This is a genomic window from Paenibacillus odorifer (genome assembly GCF_000758725.1).
Classification (GTDB): domain Bacteria; phylum Bacillota; class Bacilli; order Paenibacillales; family Paenibacillaceae; genus Paenibacillus_AQ; species Paenibacillus_AQ odorifer.
In genome coordinates this window covers 5862888-5880607 of the sequence record NZ_CP009428.1, presented here as the reverse complement: position 1 = coordinate 5880607, position 17720 = coordinate 5862888, and the positions used below count along the sequence as shown (strand labels likewise).

The window sequence follows — 17720 nt, the reverse complement described above, 5'->3', positions numbered from 1 at the left end:
ATCTTACCAGAAAAAACGTCCCGCAAATAAATTGTTTTTTAGCCAATTGCGCTGTTCTGCTGCTAAACGGGGATCATTGTCCATTTGGGACAGGATATCATTTTTTACAAGTTTGCAGACGGATTGAACAATAGCCTGATGTTGGTTAGCATCTAACCTGAGAATTTCGGCAGACCGGGGATGGGTGGTGCATCGTTGCCAAGCAGGTTGTCCCTCAGCATTAGGATTACCGGTATATAAGAAATGCCGTAAATAGTCCCTCATCAGGGAAGAGAGCATGTTACGCCCAGGCTCGTTATGCTCGGAAATTACTCCCGCAGGGAATCTTTCCTGGACACCGGAAAAGTCACCTGTATAGAAGGGGATGTCTGCACCATGCGGGGCACCAATAAGAAAACGGATGTAAGGATCGATCACTCCGTCTCTTAACCCCCAGGCGAACTGGTAAGCATAAATCGGCATCTCTGGAATTGTGGTTAAAAATATCTCTGTAGTCTGCTCTACATTAAATTCTGCATACAGATCGCTCCCATATTGGACTGATGCTTCATATAGCTTCTTTTCTTCCACATTTCCGGCTAACTCTTCATTTTGCACTAGGGAGAAGAAATGAGTATCCCATAAAGTGAACTCGGAGAATTCGCTGGCAGTGCTGCCTAGGATGATCGGCAGGCAAGGGTGCTCGCGGTTATTTAGATTGTCGAAGCCACCAATAGGAATGACCGTGCCGTCTTCGATCAAATGAGGAAAAGCAGCCATCTGAAGCCCAGTCTCCCGAATGATTTCGACAAAGTGAAAGGCATTCTGACGATATAGGAAGTCGGAAATCTTATCCGCAGATTGTGTGGAAATCCATACTCGCGCCTCATCTTGAGTGCTGGCTATTCCTGTTTTTATTAATAACTCCGTTAAAATGTCGTCTGCTTTTTCTTCGCTTTGCTTCGTAGCAGCCGTCGTTAAACCTCCACTCATAATAAAAAGCTTATGGAAGAGCCCTCTGCCTAGCGGGGAAAGGTAAGCAGCTAATGCATTTCTTGCACCTGCAGACTGGCCCCCTAATGTTATATTTCCTGGATTCCCCCCAAAGCAAACAATGTTTTTGTGCAGCCATTTTAGCGCATGAAGAATATCGAGGAGACCGTAATTTCCCGAGTCATCCAAGGGGTCCCCCGTTCGGAGTGAGGGATGCCGGAAAAATCCCATTGCTCCTAAACGGTAGTTCACTGTAACCACTATACTATTTGTCTTACACGCCAATTCTCCACCTTGAAAATCCCGTCCCGAACCCCCAATATTTCCGCCGCCGTGGAGGAAGACGAATACGGGTAAGCCTGCCTCGGCATGATCCGGTCGCCAAATATTCAAAAAGAGGCAATCTTCACTGCCGCCAGGGTCCCCTTGAATGAATTGGACACTGCTATTATTAAAATGGCTTGCAGGCAATACACCTGTCCAAGGTTCTATCTCACGTGGTGCCTTCCATCTGAGCTTATCTATAGGGGGTTCCGCATAAGGAATTCCTAACCATGCGATCGCCCCAAGTTCTGGCAGACGTATGCCCTTAAGCTGACCGCTGGAGATTGTAATGGTTTCTTTCATTGGTTCTCGTGTGCTCATTTATAATTCCCCTTTCTCCTGCAGATTCTTGTGTATTTATAATTCTCTTTATTATAGTGTTCTGCTATGATGATGAAAAATATATTATTTTATATGAAATATATAACTCTAAGGTTATAGAAGAGGGTGGTTTTGTTGGATTTACTTTCGCTTCGATACTTTCAAACGGTTGCAAAGCTTGAGAATATGACCCGGGCAGCCGAAATACTCCAAATCTCACAGCCGGCTATAAGTAAAATGATCAAAAATCTTGAGGGCGAATTAAATGTCAAATTGTTTGATCGCACAGGAAAATACATTCGATTAAATGAATATGGGAAGCGGTTTCTTGTGAAAGTTGATTCAGCCCTACAAACGTTAGAGGAGGGGAAAACAGAGCTATTGGACTTGTCTGAGAGACCGACAGGAACTGTGGTGATTTTTATCCAGGCGGGTTCCTATTTGCTTCCGGATATGATCACATTATTTCGCCAGAAGTACCCGGAAGCTCAATTTAAGCTATTGCAGCAGGATCAGGAGATCTCACGGTATCCGGCTTTTGATTTGTGTATTTCTTCTACTCCGCTCAAGATTCCAGGAACAGCGTCCACACCGGTATTAACGGAAGAAATCATGCTGGCGGTTCCTAATGAGCACAGGCTCGCAACCCGAAAAAGTGTACATCTGAATGAACTCGCGGAAGACGGCTTTATTAGTTTGAAAATAGGCAAGCAGCTGCGCGAAACGACGGATTCTCTATGTTACGCCGCCGGATTTGCTCCGCGTATCATTTATGAATGCGATGAGCCTTCGATGGTACGCAGTCTAGTCCGTTCGGGACTAGGGGTTTCTTTTATCCCCGCTGTAACTTGGGGTGGTTCTCAAGGATCCTCAGTGGTACTTCTTCCCATTGAAGAACCCATAAGTACCCGCACCATTGAAATCTCATGGTATACCAACCGATACATGACTAATGTCGCTAAAAAGTTCAAGGCCTTTGTTGAGGATTATTACAAGCAGTTAAAAGAAGACAAAATAAAAAAAGAGCCAATAAACCCTAAGGCTTAATTGACTCATTGTCAGCAACGCTAATCATTTAATCCCTTACCCTCAAGGATTTGCGGGATGAATTTTTCAATTCGTGATACGCGGGTTTTGGATTGTTTGGCTTGAGAAAAATGATAAATATATGCGTTTTGCCGTCCAGGCGTTAGGGCTTCAAAAGCAGTTTTCAAGCCAGGAAGTTCAGCGAATTTAGTCTGAAGCTCTTCAGGAATGAGGTAATCCTCTTTCTTTTTAAATTCGACTTCCAAACCCGCTTTTTCAACTTCTATGGCATTTTGAATGTAGGCTTTCAGAACAGCTTCCATTTCAACGATTTGTTGCACATTCGTAAACCGAATTTGGCGCGCTGCCTGCACATTTTCTGTTTGTTGAATTAGAATCCCATTGGTATCCTGTAACAAGGCACCTTTATGAAAGAGAAGTGCGCAATATTCTTTAAATCCATGAATTAACACTATGTTTTTATCATCAAATGTGTAACATGGATGCATCCACTTATAATCTTCGGTCAGCCCGCAATCAAGCACGATCGTTCTCAACTGCTCATATTCTTCCCTCCATTGTTTCGCTTTACTTAAGAATTTATCAACCCTAGGATTCAATTTATTATTTGTCATAAAAAACACCCATCTTCATCATAATTTTCAATACAATTTTACTTTTTTTATGGAATGTACAGTCGTAATCTTCTGGGAATGGGCAACCTATGTTGTCTCCCGTTCGATCAGTTGGAACGATAGGGGCTGCAGCTCCATATCCAGTCCAAGCAGGGTTGGAGCCAGCAGAAGAAAGGCGTTCTCCGCCTGTCCCGCAATCGGATTCCGAACAGTGGTAATTCCGAGCGTCTGCGACAGCTCCGAATTATCAAAACCAATGATGGCTAGATCACGGGGCACATCCAGCTGCTGTCTACGTGCTTCGCTCAGAACGCCCACCGCCACCAAATCATTGGAGCACAGAATGGCATCCGGCTGATCTGGTTGTCCTATTAGGGTTCGCACCAATTGCTCTCCGTCAGGGATTCCATAAATCGTGGAGTAATACCATTTCTCAACGATGGGAAGATTATATTTGGCCATGATTTGCTCATAAGCTAGTCGTCTACTCTGGGTATTTATGCTGCTTGGGCGGCCAAAAGCATTAGCGATACGCGTATAACCCCGCTCTATCAAATGTTCTAGAGCGAGTGCATATCCGTCATATTGGTTCATGGCAACTGACGGTATTTCAGGATGGTCCATGCGTTGCCAGGACACAATCGGGCCGTATTTGCAGTAGGAAGTTATGACATTTTTATCGTTAACAGCGGTCAGAATAAGCAGGGCGTCGACTCTTTTCTGTTTGAGATCCTCGAAAGCCTGAAGTTCCTTTTGCTTATCTCCGCCGGTGGTATAAATAATCGTCTGATACCCGTAACGGCCGGAGATTTCGACGAAGCTGTTCATGAAGCACAAAATAAGCTCGTTTAGGTCTAAGGTAATCATGCCGATTTGCTGGGTTTGGCCTTTGGATAAAGATATGGCATTCCGATTGGGAACATAGTCCGTCTCTTTCATAATGGCGAGAATTTTCTCCCTAGTTTCCTTGCTGACATGGGGAGAATCGTTCAGGACTCGGGATACCGTAGCTTTGGAAAAGCCTGACAGCTTAGCAATTTCGTCAAGTGTGGACATCGGCTTATCTCCTTTGCAAGATTAATCCTTGACATGTAACGCGTTCCAAGGTTTAGGATTCGGATTAGAGCAGTAAACCTATACTATCACAATAGCAAAGGCGGGAAGAAATATGAACTTACAATTTCCAGAAGGATTCCTATGGGGTGGGGCTGTAGCCGCTAACCAGCTTGAAGGGGCATATCAGGATGATGGCAAAGGCTGGTCTACCCAAGATGTCATGCCACATGGCATTAAGTCTGCGCCTACAGAAGTTCCTACCGACGATAACATGAAGTTGATTGGCATCGACTTCTATCACCGATATAAAGAAGATATTAAGCTGTTTGCGGAAATGGGCTTTAAAGTATTCCGGACGTCTATTGCCTGGTCACGGATTTTTCCGAAAGGGGACGAGCCGGAGCCGAATGAACAAGGCTTGCAGTTCTACGATGATCTATTTGATGAGTGTCATAAATACGGCATTGAGCCGCTAGTTACTATCTCCCATTATGAGACCCCGCTGCATTTGGCACGAGAGTATGATGGATGGGTTAACCGTAAGATGGTGGATTTTTACGAGCGATATGTGAGAACGATCTTTAATCGTTACAAGAATAAGGTTAAATACTGGCTGACCTTCAACGAGATCAATTCTATCCTAGAGTTCCCATTTATGAGTGGCGGAATCAATACTCCATTGGAGAAATTGAGTAAGCAGGATCTGTATCAGGCCATTCACCATGAGTTCATTGCAAGTGCTTTGGCGGTGAAGATCGGTCATGAGATCAATCCTGATTTCAAAATAGGCTGTATGGTGCTGAGCATGCCAATTTATCCGCTCACTCCGCATCCGGACGATTTGATCAAGGCGATGCAAAGCGATCACAAAAATATGTTTTTCGCGGATGTTCATAGCAGAGGTTACTATCCAGGATATATGAAACGGTTCTTTAAGGAAAATGGAATCCACATTCATTTTGAGCCAGGGGACGAAGAAATTCTGAAGCATACCGTGGATTTCATATCTTTCAGTTACTATATGAGCACATGTGAAACGGCCGATCCGGAGAAACAGATCAGAGGAGAAGGAAATCTGCTGGGCGGGGTAGCGAATCCATATCTGGAAGCGAGCGAATGGGGTTGGCAGATCGATCCGCAGGGCTTGCGTTATGTGATGAATATGTTCTATGACCGATACCAAAAACCGCTATTTATCGTGGAAAATGGCCTTGGCGCCGTCGATCAGCTGGTTGTAGACGGGAACGGTGAGAAGATAGTAAACGACGATTACCGGATCAATTATTTGCGAGATCATTTGGTTCAAGTAGCAGAAGCTATTGCCGATGGCGTGGAAGTTATGGGGTATACGAGCTGGGGCTGCATCGACTTGGTTAGCGCAACAAGCGCCGAGCTGAAGAAACGTTATGGCTTCATTTATGTAGATCGTCATGATGATGGTTCAGGTACACTGGAGAGATACCGTAAGAAGTCCTTCCACTGGTACAAAGAAGTAATCGAATCGAATGGACAAAGCCTGTTCTAATAAAAAGAGTCCTGGTAATCAAGATATTCTTGATCTATCAGGGCTTTTTTTGTTATCCAATATTATACAGACCCTGGTTTATTGTTGACATCATTAATTGAACATGTTAATTTGTAAATAATAAATTAATCGGATATCAGGATTGCTACTGCATAGCAGGCAAAACCTAAGTTTCATTTATGTTTACGGGGATAATCTCTCTCGTACATAGATGTGATTTAGGTTTTTTTGTGTTCCCTGATATCCGTGATTAATTGATCTGTTACAAAGGGGTGTATAAAAATGAGTTATGAACAGCTAAGTAAAGACATTATCCAATCTGTCGGTGGGGAGAAGAATATTAACAATGTGATTCATTGTGCCACGCGACTAAGATTCACACTTAATGATGAGCAAAAAGCTGATAAAGAAAATTTGGAGAAAATGAAAGGGATTATTGGGGTAGTTAGCAAAGGGGGACAGTTTCAAGTTATAGTGGGTACCCATGTTGCTGATGTGTATAAAGAAATTGCCAAATCCATATCCCCTAACAGTGACTCTGGCGAGAACAAGGTAAAGAAACCCATAGGGACTCTGATTTTTGATGTTATTTCCAGAAGCTTCTCGCCTCTGATTGGTGCTTTAGCAGGTGCGGGTATGTTGAAAGCGCTATTAACTGTACTGGCTTCGTTACATGTTCTAAGTGCGGATAGCGAAACTTATAAAGTATTAGCGGGCGCTAGTAATGCCGTGTTTTATTTTCTACCCATTTTCTTAGGGATTACGTTATCGATTAGGCTGGGCGTGAATGCTTATGTGGGTGGTAGTATCGGCGCGGCCTTACTTGAGCCTAATATTACGGGATTAGCAAGTGTTGAATCTCCACATTTTTTAGGTATTCCTTTAGTAATTTCGGACTATTCATCAAGCGTGTTTCCGATTTTTATCGCCATCTGTATATACGCTTTATTGGATAAGCAGCTAAGAAAGTTTATACACAAGGATTTGCAGATGTTCTTAGTCCCTATGATATGTTTGATTGTGATTGTACCGTTAACTATTTTAGCGTTCGGACCGTTTGGCGTGAATGTAGGGAATTTAATTGGAGACGCTATTTTGTTCCTCAGTACGAAAAGCGGTATTGTTACAGGGGCAATTGTGGGAATAGCTTGGACATATTTGACTGTCCTCGGATTGCACTGGGGACTTGTGCCAATTATTCTTGAGAACATTGCTAAGGGTGGAGATCCGATATATGCAATGGCCGGCATGGCCATCTTCGCTCAGCTGGGTGTAGCGTTGGGGATCTTCCTGAAAACAAAAGACAAACAGTTGAAAACATTGGCCGGCAGTACATTTATACCAGGCGCGCTTTCAGGTGTGACAGAACCTATTATTTACGGATTGCTGACTCGTTACAAACGGACTTTCATTTATGTAACTATTGCGGGCGGTGTAGGTGGAGCACTTAGTGGTCTTTTCAAAGTGAAGATGGAAGTATTCGCATTTGTGAGCGTATTAAGTCTTCCCGCATTCTCTCCGCTGGCCGTTCAAGCGATTATAGCAGGTGTGACCATTGTATTGGCTATGGTAATTACCATGGTATTTGGTTATGAAGATAAAAAGAAAGTGAATATTGTAGAAGAAAAAACGAATACTGAAAAAAGCGAGGTTATCCTTTCTCACGCCGTGAAAAGTTCAACCGTTGTAAGCCCTCTGGCTGGTAATGTAATCCCTTTAACCTCAGTAGATGATGCTGCCTTTGCTTCTGAAGCAATGGGCAAGGGGATTGCAATTGAACCCACAGAAGGCAAGCTTTATTCACCGGTAAGTGGAGTTGTATCCACTATTTTCAGAACAGGTCATTGTATTGCGGTAGTATCGGATAAGGGTGTTGAGGTCCTGATTCATATCGGTATAGAAACCGTGAAGCTAAAAGGTAAATACTTTGATGTGAAGGTGCAAGAAGGAGCAACAGTTACACAGGGTGACCTATTGATTGAATTTGATTTTGAACAAATAAAAAATGAAGGTTATCAATGCACAACGCCGATAATTATTACCAATACGGCTAATTATAGTGATGTGATTGGTACCAATAAAACAGCTATTACACCGGGTGAAGATCTGCTGACTGTTGTAGTGTGATCTATTGAAGAGTCATAAGGTATGAATGGAATCGATCTCTTAGTACTGCTACTTAGAGATCGATTTTTTATTATAGAATACTATAAAAAAGAGCTAGCTTTGTAAAATGAAAAGGTAAGGAGCTGTAATATGCGGATCGAAAAAGTGTTAAACAACAATGTTGTTACTGTCATAGATGACCAAAATTTTGAACTAGTAGTCATGGGAAGAGGACTGGCCTTTAAGAAAAAACGTGGAGACTTTTTAGAAGAAGATAAAATTGAAAAGATATTCACTTTAAGCAATCAAAAACTTTCAGATAAGCTAAAAACGCTGCTTTCTGAGATTCCAATCGAGCACATGGAGCTCTCAGAAGAGATTATCAACTTCGCCAAACTGCAGCTCGGTAAAATGCTGGATGACAGTATTTATGTTAGTCTGACAGATCATATCAGTTTTGCGCTGGAGAGATTCTCAAAAGGGATGAAGATTAAAAACGCCATGCTTTGGGAAATCAAAAGATTCTATAAAGAAGAATATGAGGTTGGGAAAGCTGCGCTTCAAATTATACATTCCAAGCTCGGAGTCAGACTTCCCGAAGATGAGGCTGGACATATTGCTCTCCATCTGGTGAATGCTGAACTAAATGAAGAGATGCCTAACATGGTGAATATCACCAAGATCATGAACGACATCCTAAATATCGTGAAGCGCCATTTCAGGCTAGAGTACGATGAGGAGTCCCTTGCTTATTACCGTTTTATCACTCATTTGAAATTTTTTGCACAACGTCTCATCAACGGTACTCCACCTCCTGATAATGAGAATGGCTTATTTATTTTGGTAAAGCAGCAGTATAAGGAAGCTTTCGCAAGCGTTGAGAAAATTAAAATCTATATTGATAAAACATACAATCGTGAGTTAACAAATGATGAAATGCTGTATCTGACCATACACATTGAAAGAATTACAAACCAGATCATGGAGTAGGGACGGTTAAGCATTAAATTTTAACTTTGACTTTCGGGAGAATCGCGTATAAGATTACTAATATGTTTTCTGTGATAATCATTATCAATAGATTGATAACAGTTATCATGGAATCAACTTCGAACGTTGAATCCAGGGGGATAAAGCAAATGCACAAAAGGTTAATTAGTTTATTTATGGTTATTGCTATTATATTGGTCGTATCAGGTTGTGGTACTAACCAAAAGAACAATTCAACATCGAACGCGGGAGCAACTGATAAACCAGCTGCTGAAAACGCGGGCAGTGAATCTACAAGCGGTCCTATTGTATTAAAGGATTCTAAAGGTGAGATTACGCTGGACAAACCTGCGCAAAGAGTTGTGGTATTGGAATGGACCTTTACGGAGGATGTTATTGCACTGGGAGTGCAGCCAGTAGGTAATGCAGATAACGAAAACTATAAGCTGTATGTGACTTCTGAAGCACCGCTTGATGCAAATGTGACTGATGTTGGTTCCCGTGACGAGCCAGATCTGGAGACGATTGCTTCATTAAAGCCTGATCTGATTATTGCCAATACGGGTGGGCACGAAGGAATTTATGATCAACTTAAAAGTATCGCTCCAACACTGATTTTCGGCTTGTATCCGAATGAAGGAGAAGGCAATCAGTACACGCTGATGGAAGATACTTTCAAAACGATTGCAGCGGCAGTAGGCAAAACTGCAGAAGCCGATAAGGTTCTTGCTGATTTGGATGCACATTATACAGACGCAAAAGCAAAGCTGGCTGATGCAGGTAAGGAAGGCTTGAACTATGTACTGACACAAGCATACAGCTACCAGAATGCAGCAACGATGCGTCTTTTTACAGATAATTCACTTGCGGTACAAACTTTGGATCGGATCGGTCTGAAAAACGACTGGAAACCCGAAAATTTCGAGGTTTACGGATTCAGCACCTCTACAGTTGAAGCATTACCTGCGGTTCAGGATACAAATCTGATCTACATCGTCCAAGAGGATGATAATATTTTCACGAAAGAACTGAAGGATAATTCCGTTTGGAATGGCCTTAACTTTGTAAAAGAGAATCGCACCTTCGGATTGAGCAGTACTACTTGGGTGTTCGGCGGTCCGATCTCCTCCAAAGTTATCGTGGATGAAGTTGTAAATACATTAACGAAATGAGTGCGGTTATGAACGAAAAGAGTAGCAAAGAAGCCTCTATCGGAATGAACTGGCGGATCATTGGAATATTTGGGGGCGGCTTTGCCGTCCTCTTCATTCTGTTCGTTTTAAGTTTAGGCTTTGGGGAAGCAAAGATCCCTGCAGTTACTGTAATAGATGGCTTGCTGAATCGCCAAGATATAATGGAACATAATCTGCTCTGGGGTATCCGCATGCCACGTACAGTTATTGGTCTGCTGGCCGGGGCTGCTCTGGCTGTGGCTGGCGCATTATTGCAAACTATAACGAAAAACCCGCTTGCTTCCTCAGATACACTTGGGATTAATGCCGGGGCATACTTTATGGTCGTTCTTGGTATGGTAGCTTTTCCTGCTTTGCAGCATGAATTTCCATTTTTGCTGGCAGTTGCAGGGGGACTGCTTGCTGCTTTAGCCGCTTATTTACTGAGTGGAGGCAAGGCAGCCACACCTGTTCGGCTGGCTTTATCAGGTATGATCGTCTCCATGGTGCTCGGAGCGTTTACATCGGCCATACATATTTTTAAAAGAACTGAAACACAAAATCTGTTTTTATGGGGTTCTGGTTCCCTAATCCAGTTGGATTGGGACGGTGTTATATATGCCTGGCCTTTTGTCGTAGTGCTGCTATTGGCAGCGATATTTGCCGGCAGACAATTTGATGCGCTGGAGCTCGATGAGTCAACTGCCCGTTCACTTGGACAGCGAGTAGGGTTAATTCGGGCGACGGGTCTTGGCCTATCGGTATTAATGGCTGCGGTTGTAGTCAGCGTGGTTGGACCGATTGGCTTCGTCGGCTTAGTGGCTCCCCATCTTGTCCGGCTTAGCGGGATCCGCAAACATCGCCTGCTCATTCCTGCAAGCGCATTGTGGGGAGCACTGCTCATCACGGCAGCGGATACGCTTGCGCGTGTAGTGCGAAGCAGTGTGGGTGAAATGCCTGTTGGTGCAGTTATGGCGATTATTGGAGCCCCGTGGCTCATTTGGCTAGTACTCACCAAGATGAAAAATATATCGGGCTCAGGCTCTGGCCAATCATCGATGAGCATCGGTGGAGCGGGGCTGCGTCTGCGCTTTGTGCCGACGGCTATAGTTATGACCGTGCTGCTCATTGTTATTATCCTCGTAAGCTTATCGTTTGGGGGAACAAAAATACCGATCAGTGAATTGCTAAGCAGTCTGTTCCATAGGGGGGATCAATCCTATTCCGTTCTGCTGAATTTACGGCTTCCCCGTACACTCGTAGCGGCTGCAGGAGGGATCGCACTTGCAATCAGTGGTGTATTGATTCAGAGTGCTGTTCGAAATCCACTGGCAGATGCTTCTATTATTGGTGTGACCTCAGGGGCTGGCTTTGGTGCTTTGGCCGTAATGACCGTCTGGCCAGCATTGACGGTATTTGCAGTTCCGCTTGCCGCAATCGTGGGTGGGGCACTGGCTGCTGCTTTTGTCTTTTTTATGGCCTGGCGCAGGTCCTTGAATCCATCGGTTCTGATCTTGCTTGGAATCGCAGTCTCGGCTATTGCCTCTGCGGGAATCCAGGTTATGATCGTCAAAGGAAGTTTATGGAGCAGTAGCTCCTTAATTTGGTTAACTGGTTCGACTTATGGACGAAGCTGGAATCAATTTTACATCCTATTTGTATTCCTGCTTGTACTTGTACCGATTGCATACTATTTGGGACGGAAATGCGATTTGTTGGCATTTGGCGACGAGAGTTCAACAGGATTGGGCTTGCCGGTTCGAGGAACGCGGCTTTGGGCTATGATTATCGGTGTTTTGCTTGCAGCGGGAGCCGTTGCAAGTGTAGGAACAATAGGGTTCCTTGGACTCATGGCGCCGCATGCGGTGCGGATGATGATTGGTCATCATACGAGACGATCCATTGTTTTGTCAGGATTACTTGGCGGCTTGATGCTCGTTATTGCCGATACGCTCGGAAGAACCATAATGGCGCCGAAAGAAATCCCTTCAGGCCTTATTATTATGCTGATTGGGGCTCCGTATTTCTTGTTTTTAATGTACCGGTCACAGGTTAGAAAAGTTTAGATTTTGCTATGGAAAAATCAGGGGGGGTCCCATCAGCTGTAAAAATAGCTGCTGGGGCACCCCCTGATTAATTTGAGCTTACTCCATCTAGAACACCTCAAACTTCGTTTCATTCGATTAAGATTTTCGCTTACGCTACAGCTATCGGACACAGCTGACCTTAAACGCAGCTTTATCTCGCATTTGAAGTGACAACGGACCGCATAGTCGCAATTGGCATGAAAAGTGCTTAATTTTCCCCTCTTCCTAAGGAGTAACGTCACTGGAGTCCGAAACCAAGCTCCAAAGGCTAAAAATCCGCATATAACGTCATCTGAGTCCTTAAGCCTCGGCGAATGATGACAATTTATTGATGCAGGCCACCAACGCCCATAAACAAAAAGCAGCGATTCTCCCATACTGGGGAAAGCTGCTTTTTTAATTGGATATTATCGATTTGTGAACAATTATTTAACTATTATTCTTAATTTTGTATATTTTCGTTTGCTAGTTTATACTTTAATCTTATGCTGTAGAATTTTGGAAATAAGGAGTGGGATTATGTGAGGCTTTTCGACAGAAAAAGTGTACAAGACGGAAGCAAAACTATTAACAACTCTGGCGAATTAAGAATCAATATTTTTTTCTTTAGCACTTTTATTATTTTTTGTGTAATTATCCTACGCCTTGCGGTCTTGCAATTTGTCGAAGGACCTACGTTATCTGAAGCTGAGGCTAACCGGGATACGAAAATAGTGGCATTATCGGCATTGAGAGGGAATATCCTCGCCGCTGATGGTGAGAAATTGGCATACTCAACGCCCGTTCAATCTTTGTACCTTACTTTGGATAAGGAATATACCGCAACAAAAACAGATAAAACTACGAAAAAAGTTACCTTAACTGCTGAGGCAAATAATAAATCAAAGGCACTCGCCAGCAAGTTAGCAGAAGCCTTCGAAACTTATGGTGATCCTAATGAGAAAAAACTAACCACAGAAGAGATCCTTGAGTCTATGGATTTATATTCAAAAAAACTCTCTGGTTATGTAGCGCGAAGAATTAAATCAGGTTTAACTAAGAAAGAAATCGCTTATTTTTTAGAACACAAAAACGAATATCCAAACCTTGAAGTGATAGAGGAAAGCAGCAGACATTATGATACCGATACGGTGGCTGTACAAGCTGTTGGCTACGTGAAATTTTTCAAATCCTCTACTAGTTTAGATCTTTATAAGGATGTACTTCAGGCGATGAAAAATAACCAGAACCCTGGACTTAACTATAAAGAGGATGAGCTAGTAGGCTTTGATGGCTTGGAGCTGCAATACCAGAAGGAGCTTCGGGGACAGAATGGTTATAAGGAAGTTTCCGTAGATCCGCAGAATATGGCAGAAAAAATTGTCAGTATTGAACCCCCGGTCAAAGGAAGCACTATCTGGACTACCCTTAATAAAAAAATTCAGCTAAAGACCGAAGAAGCCATTAAAGATCAGATTCAGTGGTTGCATTCACACACCGTTCAGGGAGAAACACATCCTGATGCTTTAACAGGTTACGCTGTAGCCATGGAAGTGGATACAGGTAATGTTATTGCTATGGCAAGCATACCTGACTATGATACCAACAACTGGGCTACGGGTTCGATCTCTCCAGAGGTGTATAAAAAAATTGAAAAGCATTACCAAAATGGAACGATAACTCCATACTCATCGGGAAGATCAGGGCATAATTTTGAATCTACCGTGCTGCTCGGTTCGACCATAAAACCATTGAGTGTGTTAATTGGCTTAAAAGAGGGCTTTATAAGTACTTCTTCTACTTATCAAGATAAGGGGATCACCTCATTTGGTAGAGAAGGACATGAGACTAATGTAAGGAACTCATCCAATCATGTATACGGCTCTTTGTACCCTTATACAGCCATTGAAAAATCTTCAAACGTATATATGGTTGATATGATCGGGAAAAAATTGTACGAAAAATACAAGTCTAAGGGCATTGGGGTATGGGACACATATATGAAAGAATTCGGTCTGGGTGTTCCAACAGGGATAGGTTTACCAAGGGAATACTTGGGTGATTTGAATTATAAAGCTGAAGCTAAAGCGGGTTCAGTTCAGTCGGCACTTGTTTATGCTTCTTTTGGGCAGCAGGGACGTTATACCGTTCTACAGTTGGCGCAATATGCGGCTACACTAGCCAATGAAGGGCAACGAATCAAGCCACAGCTAGTAAGCAAGATCACGGACTCCAAAGGTAAAGTTATCAAAGAATTCAAACGAGAAGTGCTTGATGAAGTGACTACTTTCGATAAATCCTATTGGCGGGAGATAAAGAAAGGGATGAACAGTGACGTTAAAAGTGCCTTCGGTGATTTCCCCTATGATTTTGCACGTAAAACAGGGACTTCACAACAGACGGATAGTAAAAACATAAACCGTGATAACGGAGTGTTTATAGCTTTTGCACCACGTGAAAATCCAAAACTTGCTGTAGCTGTAGTTATTCCTGAAGGCGGATTTGGATCTAGTAGTGCAGCACCTGTAGCGAGAAAAATTTTTGATGCTTATGATTGGGAGTACGGATTGGATGGAATTCCGAAGAAAAATGTGGATAAAAGTATCAGCGAATAACACAAAGGAGAGCGCGATCTGCGCTTTCTTTTTCTTTTTACAGAGCGGTTTGTGGCGGATGAAAGGAACGGGTTCTAGATTAAAATATTGTAACCATAAAGCGTGAAACTTTTATCCTAGTATGAGCGTCAAAGGGGTAGGAAAAAAATGTATTCGTCATTCCAGGAGGGTGAATCTGTGAAGAAGTTATGGATTTCTATTTTAGTGGGCTTATTAGTTTTGCCGATGATGTTTCAATCTTCAGTGAAAGCTGCTACTGCGCCCATCAGTATTTTTATTGACGGGGTTCGATTGTCCACAGATCAAGCACCGGTGATGGTGAATGGACGGACAATGGTACCCTTACGGGCAATTTTTGAAGCCTTTAATGCCTCTATCAAGTGGAATCAGAAAACACAAACTGTAACAGCAACTAAAGATGATACAACGATTATGTTAAAGATTGGCTCAAAGACAGCCACGATTAACAATAAAGCTGTAACTCTAGATGTGCCTGGTCAGAATTTGAAAGGGAGAACGATGGTTCCTACACGGTTTGTCAGTGAGGCACTGGGTCATGATGTGGGTTGGAACCCAAGCACCAAAGTAGTGACCATAACGACTTCCGGCAGTAAAACTGGAACTGTAAATCCGGCATCGAATGTACAGTTGAAGGATGTAAGTGATAACGGTGACGGCCGTGATCTTCAGGTCAGCTTCACCCAATCTTCTAATGAAGCTCTTGTGGATCATTACCGGGTAATGATTGTAAAGGCTTGGAGCACTTTTAATATCTCATCTGCACAAAAGGTTACATCCGCCAATTATTCTACTGTTTTAGCTAGAGGCACTAATCCTACGATTAGAATGACCGCAAATTCAAGGGATGTTGATGGTGACCTCATTAAAGGTAATCAGACCTATGTAGCTTATGTTTTTGCAGTGGGCAAAGGCAATAATACCAGCGCTCTTTCGTATAGTTCTGCGACTATATCGCTTAATACTAATACCGTAGTCGTTGCCCCAAGTAATGTACAAGTAAGTGATGTGAGCGATTATAGTGATGGCCGCGATTTAGCCGTAAGTTTTAATAAGGTATCGGATGAATCCAAGGTGAGTTCTTACCGGATATTTGTAGTCAAAGCTACTAATTATTCTTCTTTTAATTTGGCGGCAGCAAATGCTGTTAGCAGTTCAAATTACACACAGGTCAACAAAACAGGCTCCAATATTACCCAGATCTTATCGTCTGGAGCGAGGGATGTGGATGGTGCCCTCATTAAGACGGGAGTTGGTTACCGTGTGTTTGTTATGGGGGTAGATAGTGGCAGTAATACAGCCAATAATTTATTGTCTGCTGCTTCATCTGCGATTACGCTGTCCTCGGTCAATGTTTCTAATTTAAGTGTAAGCGACGTTAGTGACTTTGGAGATGGCCGGGATTTAAAAGTATCCTTTAACCACGCTACAGATGAAACGTATATCAGCCAGTACCGGATTCTAGTTGTGCCTACAGCTTATTCCAACAACTTTAGTTTATCTGAGGCGAATAATGTCTCCAGCTCTTACTACACAACGGTGAGCACAACAGGATCTAGCACCAGTCAAGTGTTAGCCTCATCTGCAAGAGACGTGCGTGGTAATTTGATTAAGAATGGAACACCTTACAGAGTGTATGTGTTAACGATTGGAAGCGGGAAGAATTTGGGCACCAACATTCTCTCAACGGATTCAACATTAATTACGTTGGCTGTGGACTACAATGTGAGTGCTGTCTACAATTTGGATGTAAGCGACGTAAATGACTATGATGATGGCCGGGATTTAAGAGTATCCTTTGACCACGCTACGAATGAAACGTATATTAGCCAGTATCGAATCCTGGTTGTACCTACTTCCTATTACAACAGCTTCAGTTTATCTGACGCCAATAATGTGTACAGTTCCAACTACACAGCAGTGAGCACAACAGGATCCAGCACCAATCAAGTGTTAACCTCGTCATCAAGGGACGTGCGCGGTAACCTGATAAAGAGTGGAATCAATTACAGAGTGTACGTGTTAACGGTCGGAAGCGGGAATTACTCGGGCAGCAATATTCTTTCTTCTGGTTCACAGTTAATTACGTTGAATGTAGATTACAGATTGACTCCTATTTCGAGCTTGGATGTAAGGGACGTTAATGATTACGAAGACGGCCGGGATTTAAAAGTATCCTTTAACCATGCCACGGATGAAACGTACATCAGCCAGTATCGAATCCTGATTGTTCCTACTTCCTATTACAGCAGCTTTAGTTTAACCCAGGCGAATGCTGTTTCGAGCTCCAATTACACTGCGGTAGGCACTTCAGGAAATAACACCAGTCAAGTCTTGGATTCTTCAGCCAGAGACGTAAACGGAAATTTAATAAAGAGTGGAATCAGTTACAGAGTGTATGTGTTAACGATTGGCAGCGGCAAGTACTCAGGCACTAATGTGTTGTCCTCAGAGTCGAATGCCATCACTTTATCCACTAAGCTGCCGGTAACCTCTGTCACTAATGTAACGTACAGTGTGGATGAGGGTAAAATACTAGTAAGTTTCAACCGTTCCTCTAACGAGTCTAACATTTCGGAATATCGAATCCTGGTGGTTCCGTCCAAACAAGGTTTTGGATCAGCGGAAGCAATTGAGGTGAAATCCTCGTATTATACGTCGATAACGCCTAACGGAACGAATCCTACAATTGTAGCCTCGAGAAGAGATGTTAATGGTGCATTAATTGTTAAGGGTGTTAAATATAAAGTATATGTTCTTGCGGTAGCCAATAACAATGGCGTGCAGAGTGGTGGTCTTTCGGATTCAACGGAAGAGATTGAAATATAAGGATAGGGAATAAAGGCATTATAATATAAGGCAAAAAACCTTCATTGAGCACTGGGCTTGATGAA

The 17720-nt window shown here is 42.9% G+C and carries 11 protein-coding genes; 8 read left to right on the top strand and 3 right to left on the bottom strand.

The window, feature by feature from the left end:
- Positions 1 to 3 precede the first annotated feature (3 nt).
- Positions 4 to 1617 carry a carboxylesterase family protein gene (locus PODO_RS25535; protein ID WP_052097327.1) on the bottom strand — a complete coding sequence of 538 codons (1614 nt, stop codon included), beginning with the start codon at positions 1615 to 1617 and terminating at the stop codon, positions 4 to 6.
- A gap of 132 nt (positions 1618 to 1749) precedes the next feature.
- Here PODO_RS25535 and PODO_RS25530 point away from each other — a divergent pair, with 132 nt between their 5' ends.
- Positions 1750 to 2664: a LysR family transcriptional regulator gene (locus PODO_RS25530; RefSeq protein ID WP_218918662.1), complete on the top strand. Its 915-nt coding sequence runs from the start codon at positions 1750 to 1752 to the stop codon at positions 2662 to 2664.
- Positions 2665 to 2684: 20 nt separating this feature from the next.
- Here PODO_RS25530 and PODO_RS25525 read toward each other — a convergent pair whose 3' ends face one another.
- Both PODO_RS25525 and PODO_RS25520 read right to left on the bottom strand, forming a co-directional pair.
- The gene (locus tag PODO_RS25525; protein ID WP_038573259.1) at positions 2685 to 3278 is read right to left on the bottom strand and encodes a YdeI/OmpD-associated family protein; all 594 of its coding nucleotides are present in this window, start codon (positions 3276 to 3278) and stop codon (positions 2685 to 2687) included.
- Positions 3279 to 3365: 87 nt separating this feature from the next.
- Positions 3366 to 4334, bottom strand: coding sequence for a LacI family DNA-binding transcriptional regulator (locus PODO_RS25520; RefSeq protein ID WP_036685445.1), 969 nt, complete (start codon positions 4332 to 4334; stop codon positions 3366 to 3368).
- A 112-nt stretch (positions 4335 to 4446) separates the two neighbouring features.
- On the opposite strand from PODO_RS25520, the gene PODO_RS25515 reads away from it, so the two are divergent.
- The 7 genes from PODO_RS25515 (at position 4447) to PODO_RS25485 (ending at position 17655) form a co-directional block, all read left to right on the top strand.
- A complete protein-coding gene (locus PODO_RS25515) occupies positions 4447 to 5859 on the top strand; it encodes a glycoside hydrolase family 1 protein (RefSeq protein ID WP_038573257.1) in 1413 nt (470 codons plus the stop codon).
- A gap of 282 nt (positions 5860 to 6141) precedes the next feature.
- The gene (locus tag PODO_RS25510; protein ID WP_038573255.1) at positions 6142 to 7986 is read left to right on the top strand and encodes a beta-glucoside-specific PTS transporter subunit IIABC; all 1845 of its coding nucleotides are present in this window, start codon (positions 6142 to 6144) and stop codon (positions 7984 to 7986) included.
- A gap of 129 nt (positions 7987 to 8115) precedes the next feature.
- The gene (licT, locus tag PODO_RS25505) at positions 8116 to 8955 is read left to right on the top strand and encodes a BglG family transcription antiterminator LicT (RefSeq protein ID WP_036685434.1); all 840 of its coding nucleotides are present in this window, start codon (positions 8116 to 8118) and stop codon (positions 8953 to 8955) included.
- Positions 8956 to 9104: 149 nt separating this feature from the next.
- On the top strand, positions 9105 to 10127 hold the full coding sequence (locus tag PODO_RS25500) for an ABC transporter substrate-binding protein (RefSeq protein WP_038573253.1): 1023 nt from the start codon (positions 9105 to 9107) through the stop codon (positions 10125 to 10127).
- Between the two features lie 8 nt (positions 10128 to 10135).
- Positions 10136 to 12193 carry an iron ABC transporter permease gene (locus PODO_RS25495; protein WP_038573251.1) on the top strand — a complete coding sequence of 686 codons (2058 nt, stop codon included), beginning with the start codon at positions 10136 to 10138 and terminating at the stop codon, positions 12191 to 12193.
- A 542-nt stretch (positions 12194 to 12735) separates the two neighbouring features.
- Positions 12736 to 14808, top strand: a complete 2073-nt coding sequence (locus PODO_RS25490) for a peptidoglycan D,D-transpeptidase FtsI family protein (protein ID WP_052097325.1) — start codon at positions 12736 to 12738, stop codon at positions 14806 to 14808.
- 177 nt (positions 14809 to 14985) lie between these two features.
- Positions 14986 to 17655, top strand: a complete 2670-nt coding sequence (locus tag PODO_RS25485) for a copper amine oxidase N-terminal domain-containing protein (RefSeq protein WP_052097323.1) — start codon at positions 14986 to 14988, stop codon at positions 17653 to 17655.
- The last annotated feature ends 65 nt before the right edge of the window (positions 17656 to 17720 follow it).

Bases quoted from the DNA above. Each gene is read 5' to 3' on its own strand.
- PODO_RS25535 (WP_052097327.1), bottom strand. From the start codon at position 1,617: ATGAGCACACGAGAACCAATGAAAGAAACCATTACAATCTCCAGCGGT.
- PODO_RS25525 (WP_038573259.1), bottom strand. From the start codon at position 3,278: ATGACAAATAATAAATTGAATCCTAGGGTTGATAAATTCTTAAGTAAA.
- PODO_RS25520 (WP_036685445.1), bottom strand. From the start codon at position 4,334: ATGTCCACACTTGACGAAATTGCTAAGCTGTCAGGCTTTTCCAAAGCT.
- PODO_RS25515 (WP_038573257.1), top strand. From the start codon at position 4,447: ATGAACTTACAATTTCCAGAAGGATTCCTATGGGGTGGGGCTGTAGCC.
- PODO_RS25510 (WP_038573255.1), top strand. From the start codon at position 6,142: ATGAGTTATGAACAGCTAAGTAAAGACATTATCCAATCTGTCGGTGGG.
- licT (WP_036685434.1), top strand. From the start codon at position 8,116: ATGCGGATCGAAAAAGTGTTAAACAACAATGTTGTTACTGTCATAGAT.
- PODO_RS25500 (WP_038573253.1), top strand. From the start codon at position 9,105: ATGCACAAAAGGTTAATTAGTTTATTTATGGTTATTGCTATTATATTG.
- PODO_RS25495 (WP_038573251.1), top strand. From the start codon at position 10,136: ATGAACGAAAAGAGTAGCAAAGAAGCCTCTATCGGAATGAACTGGCGG.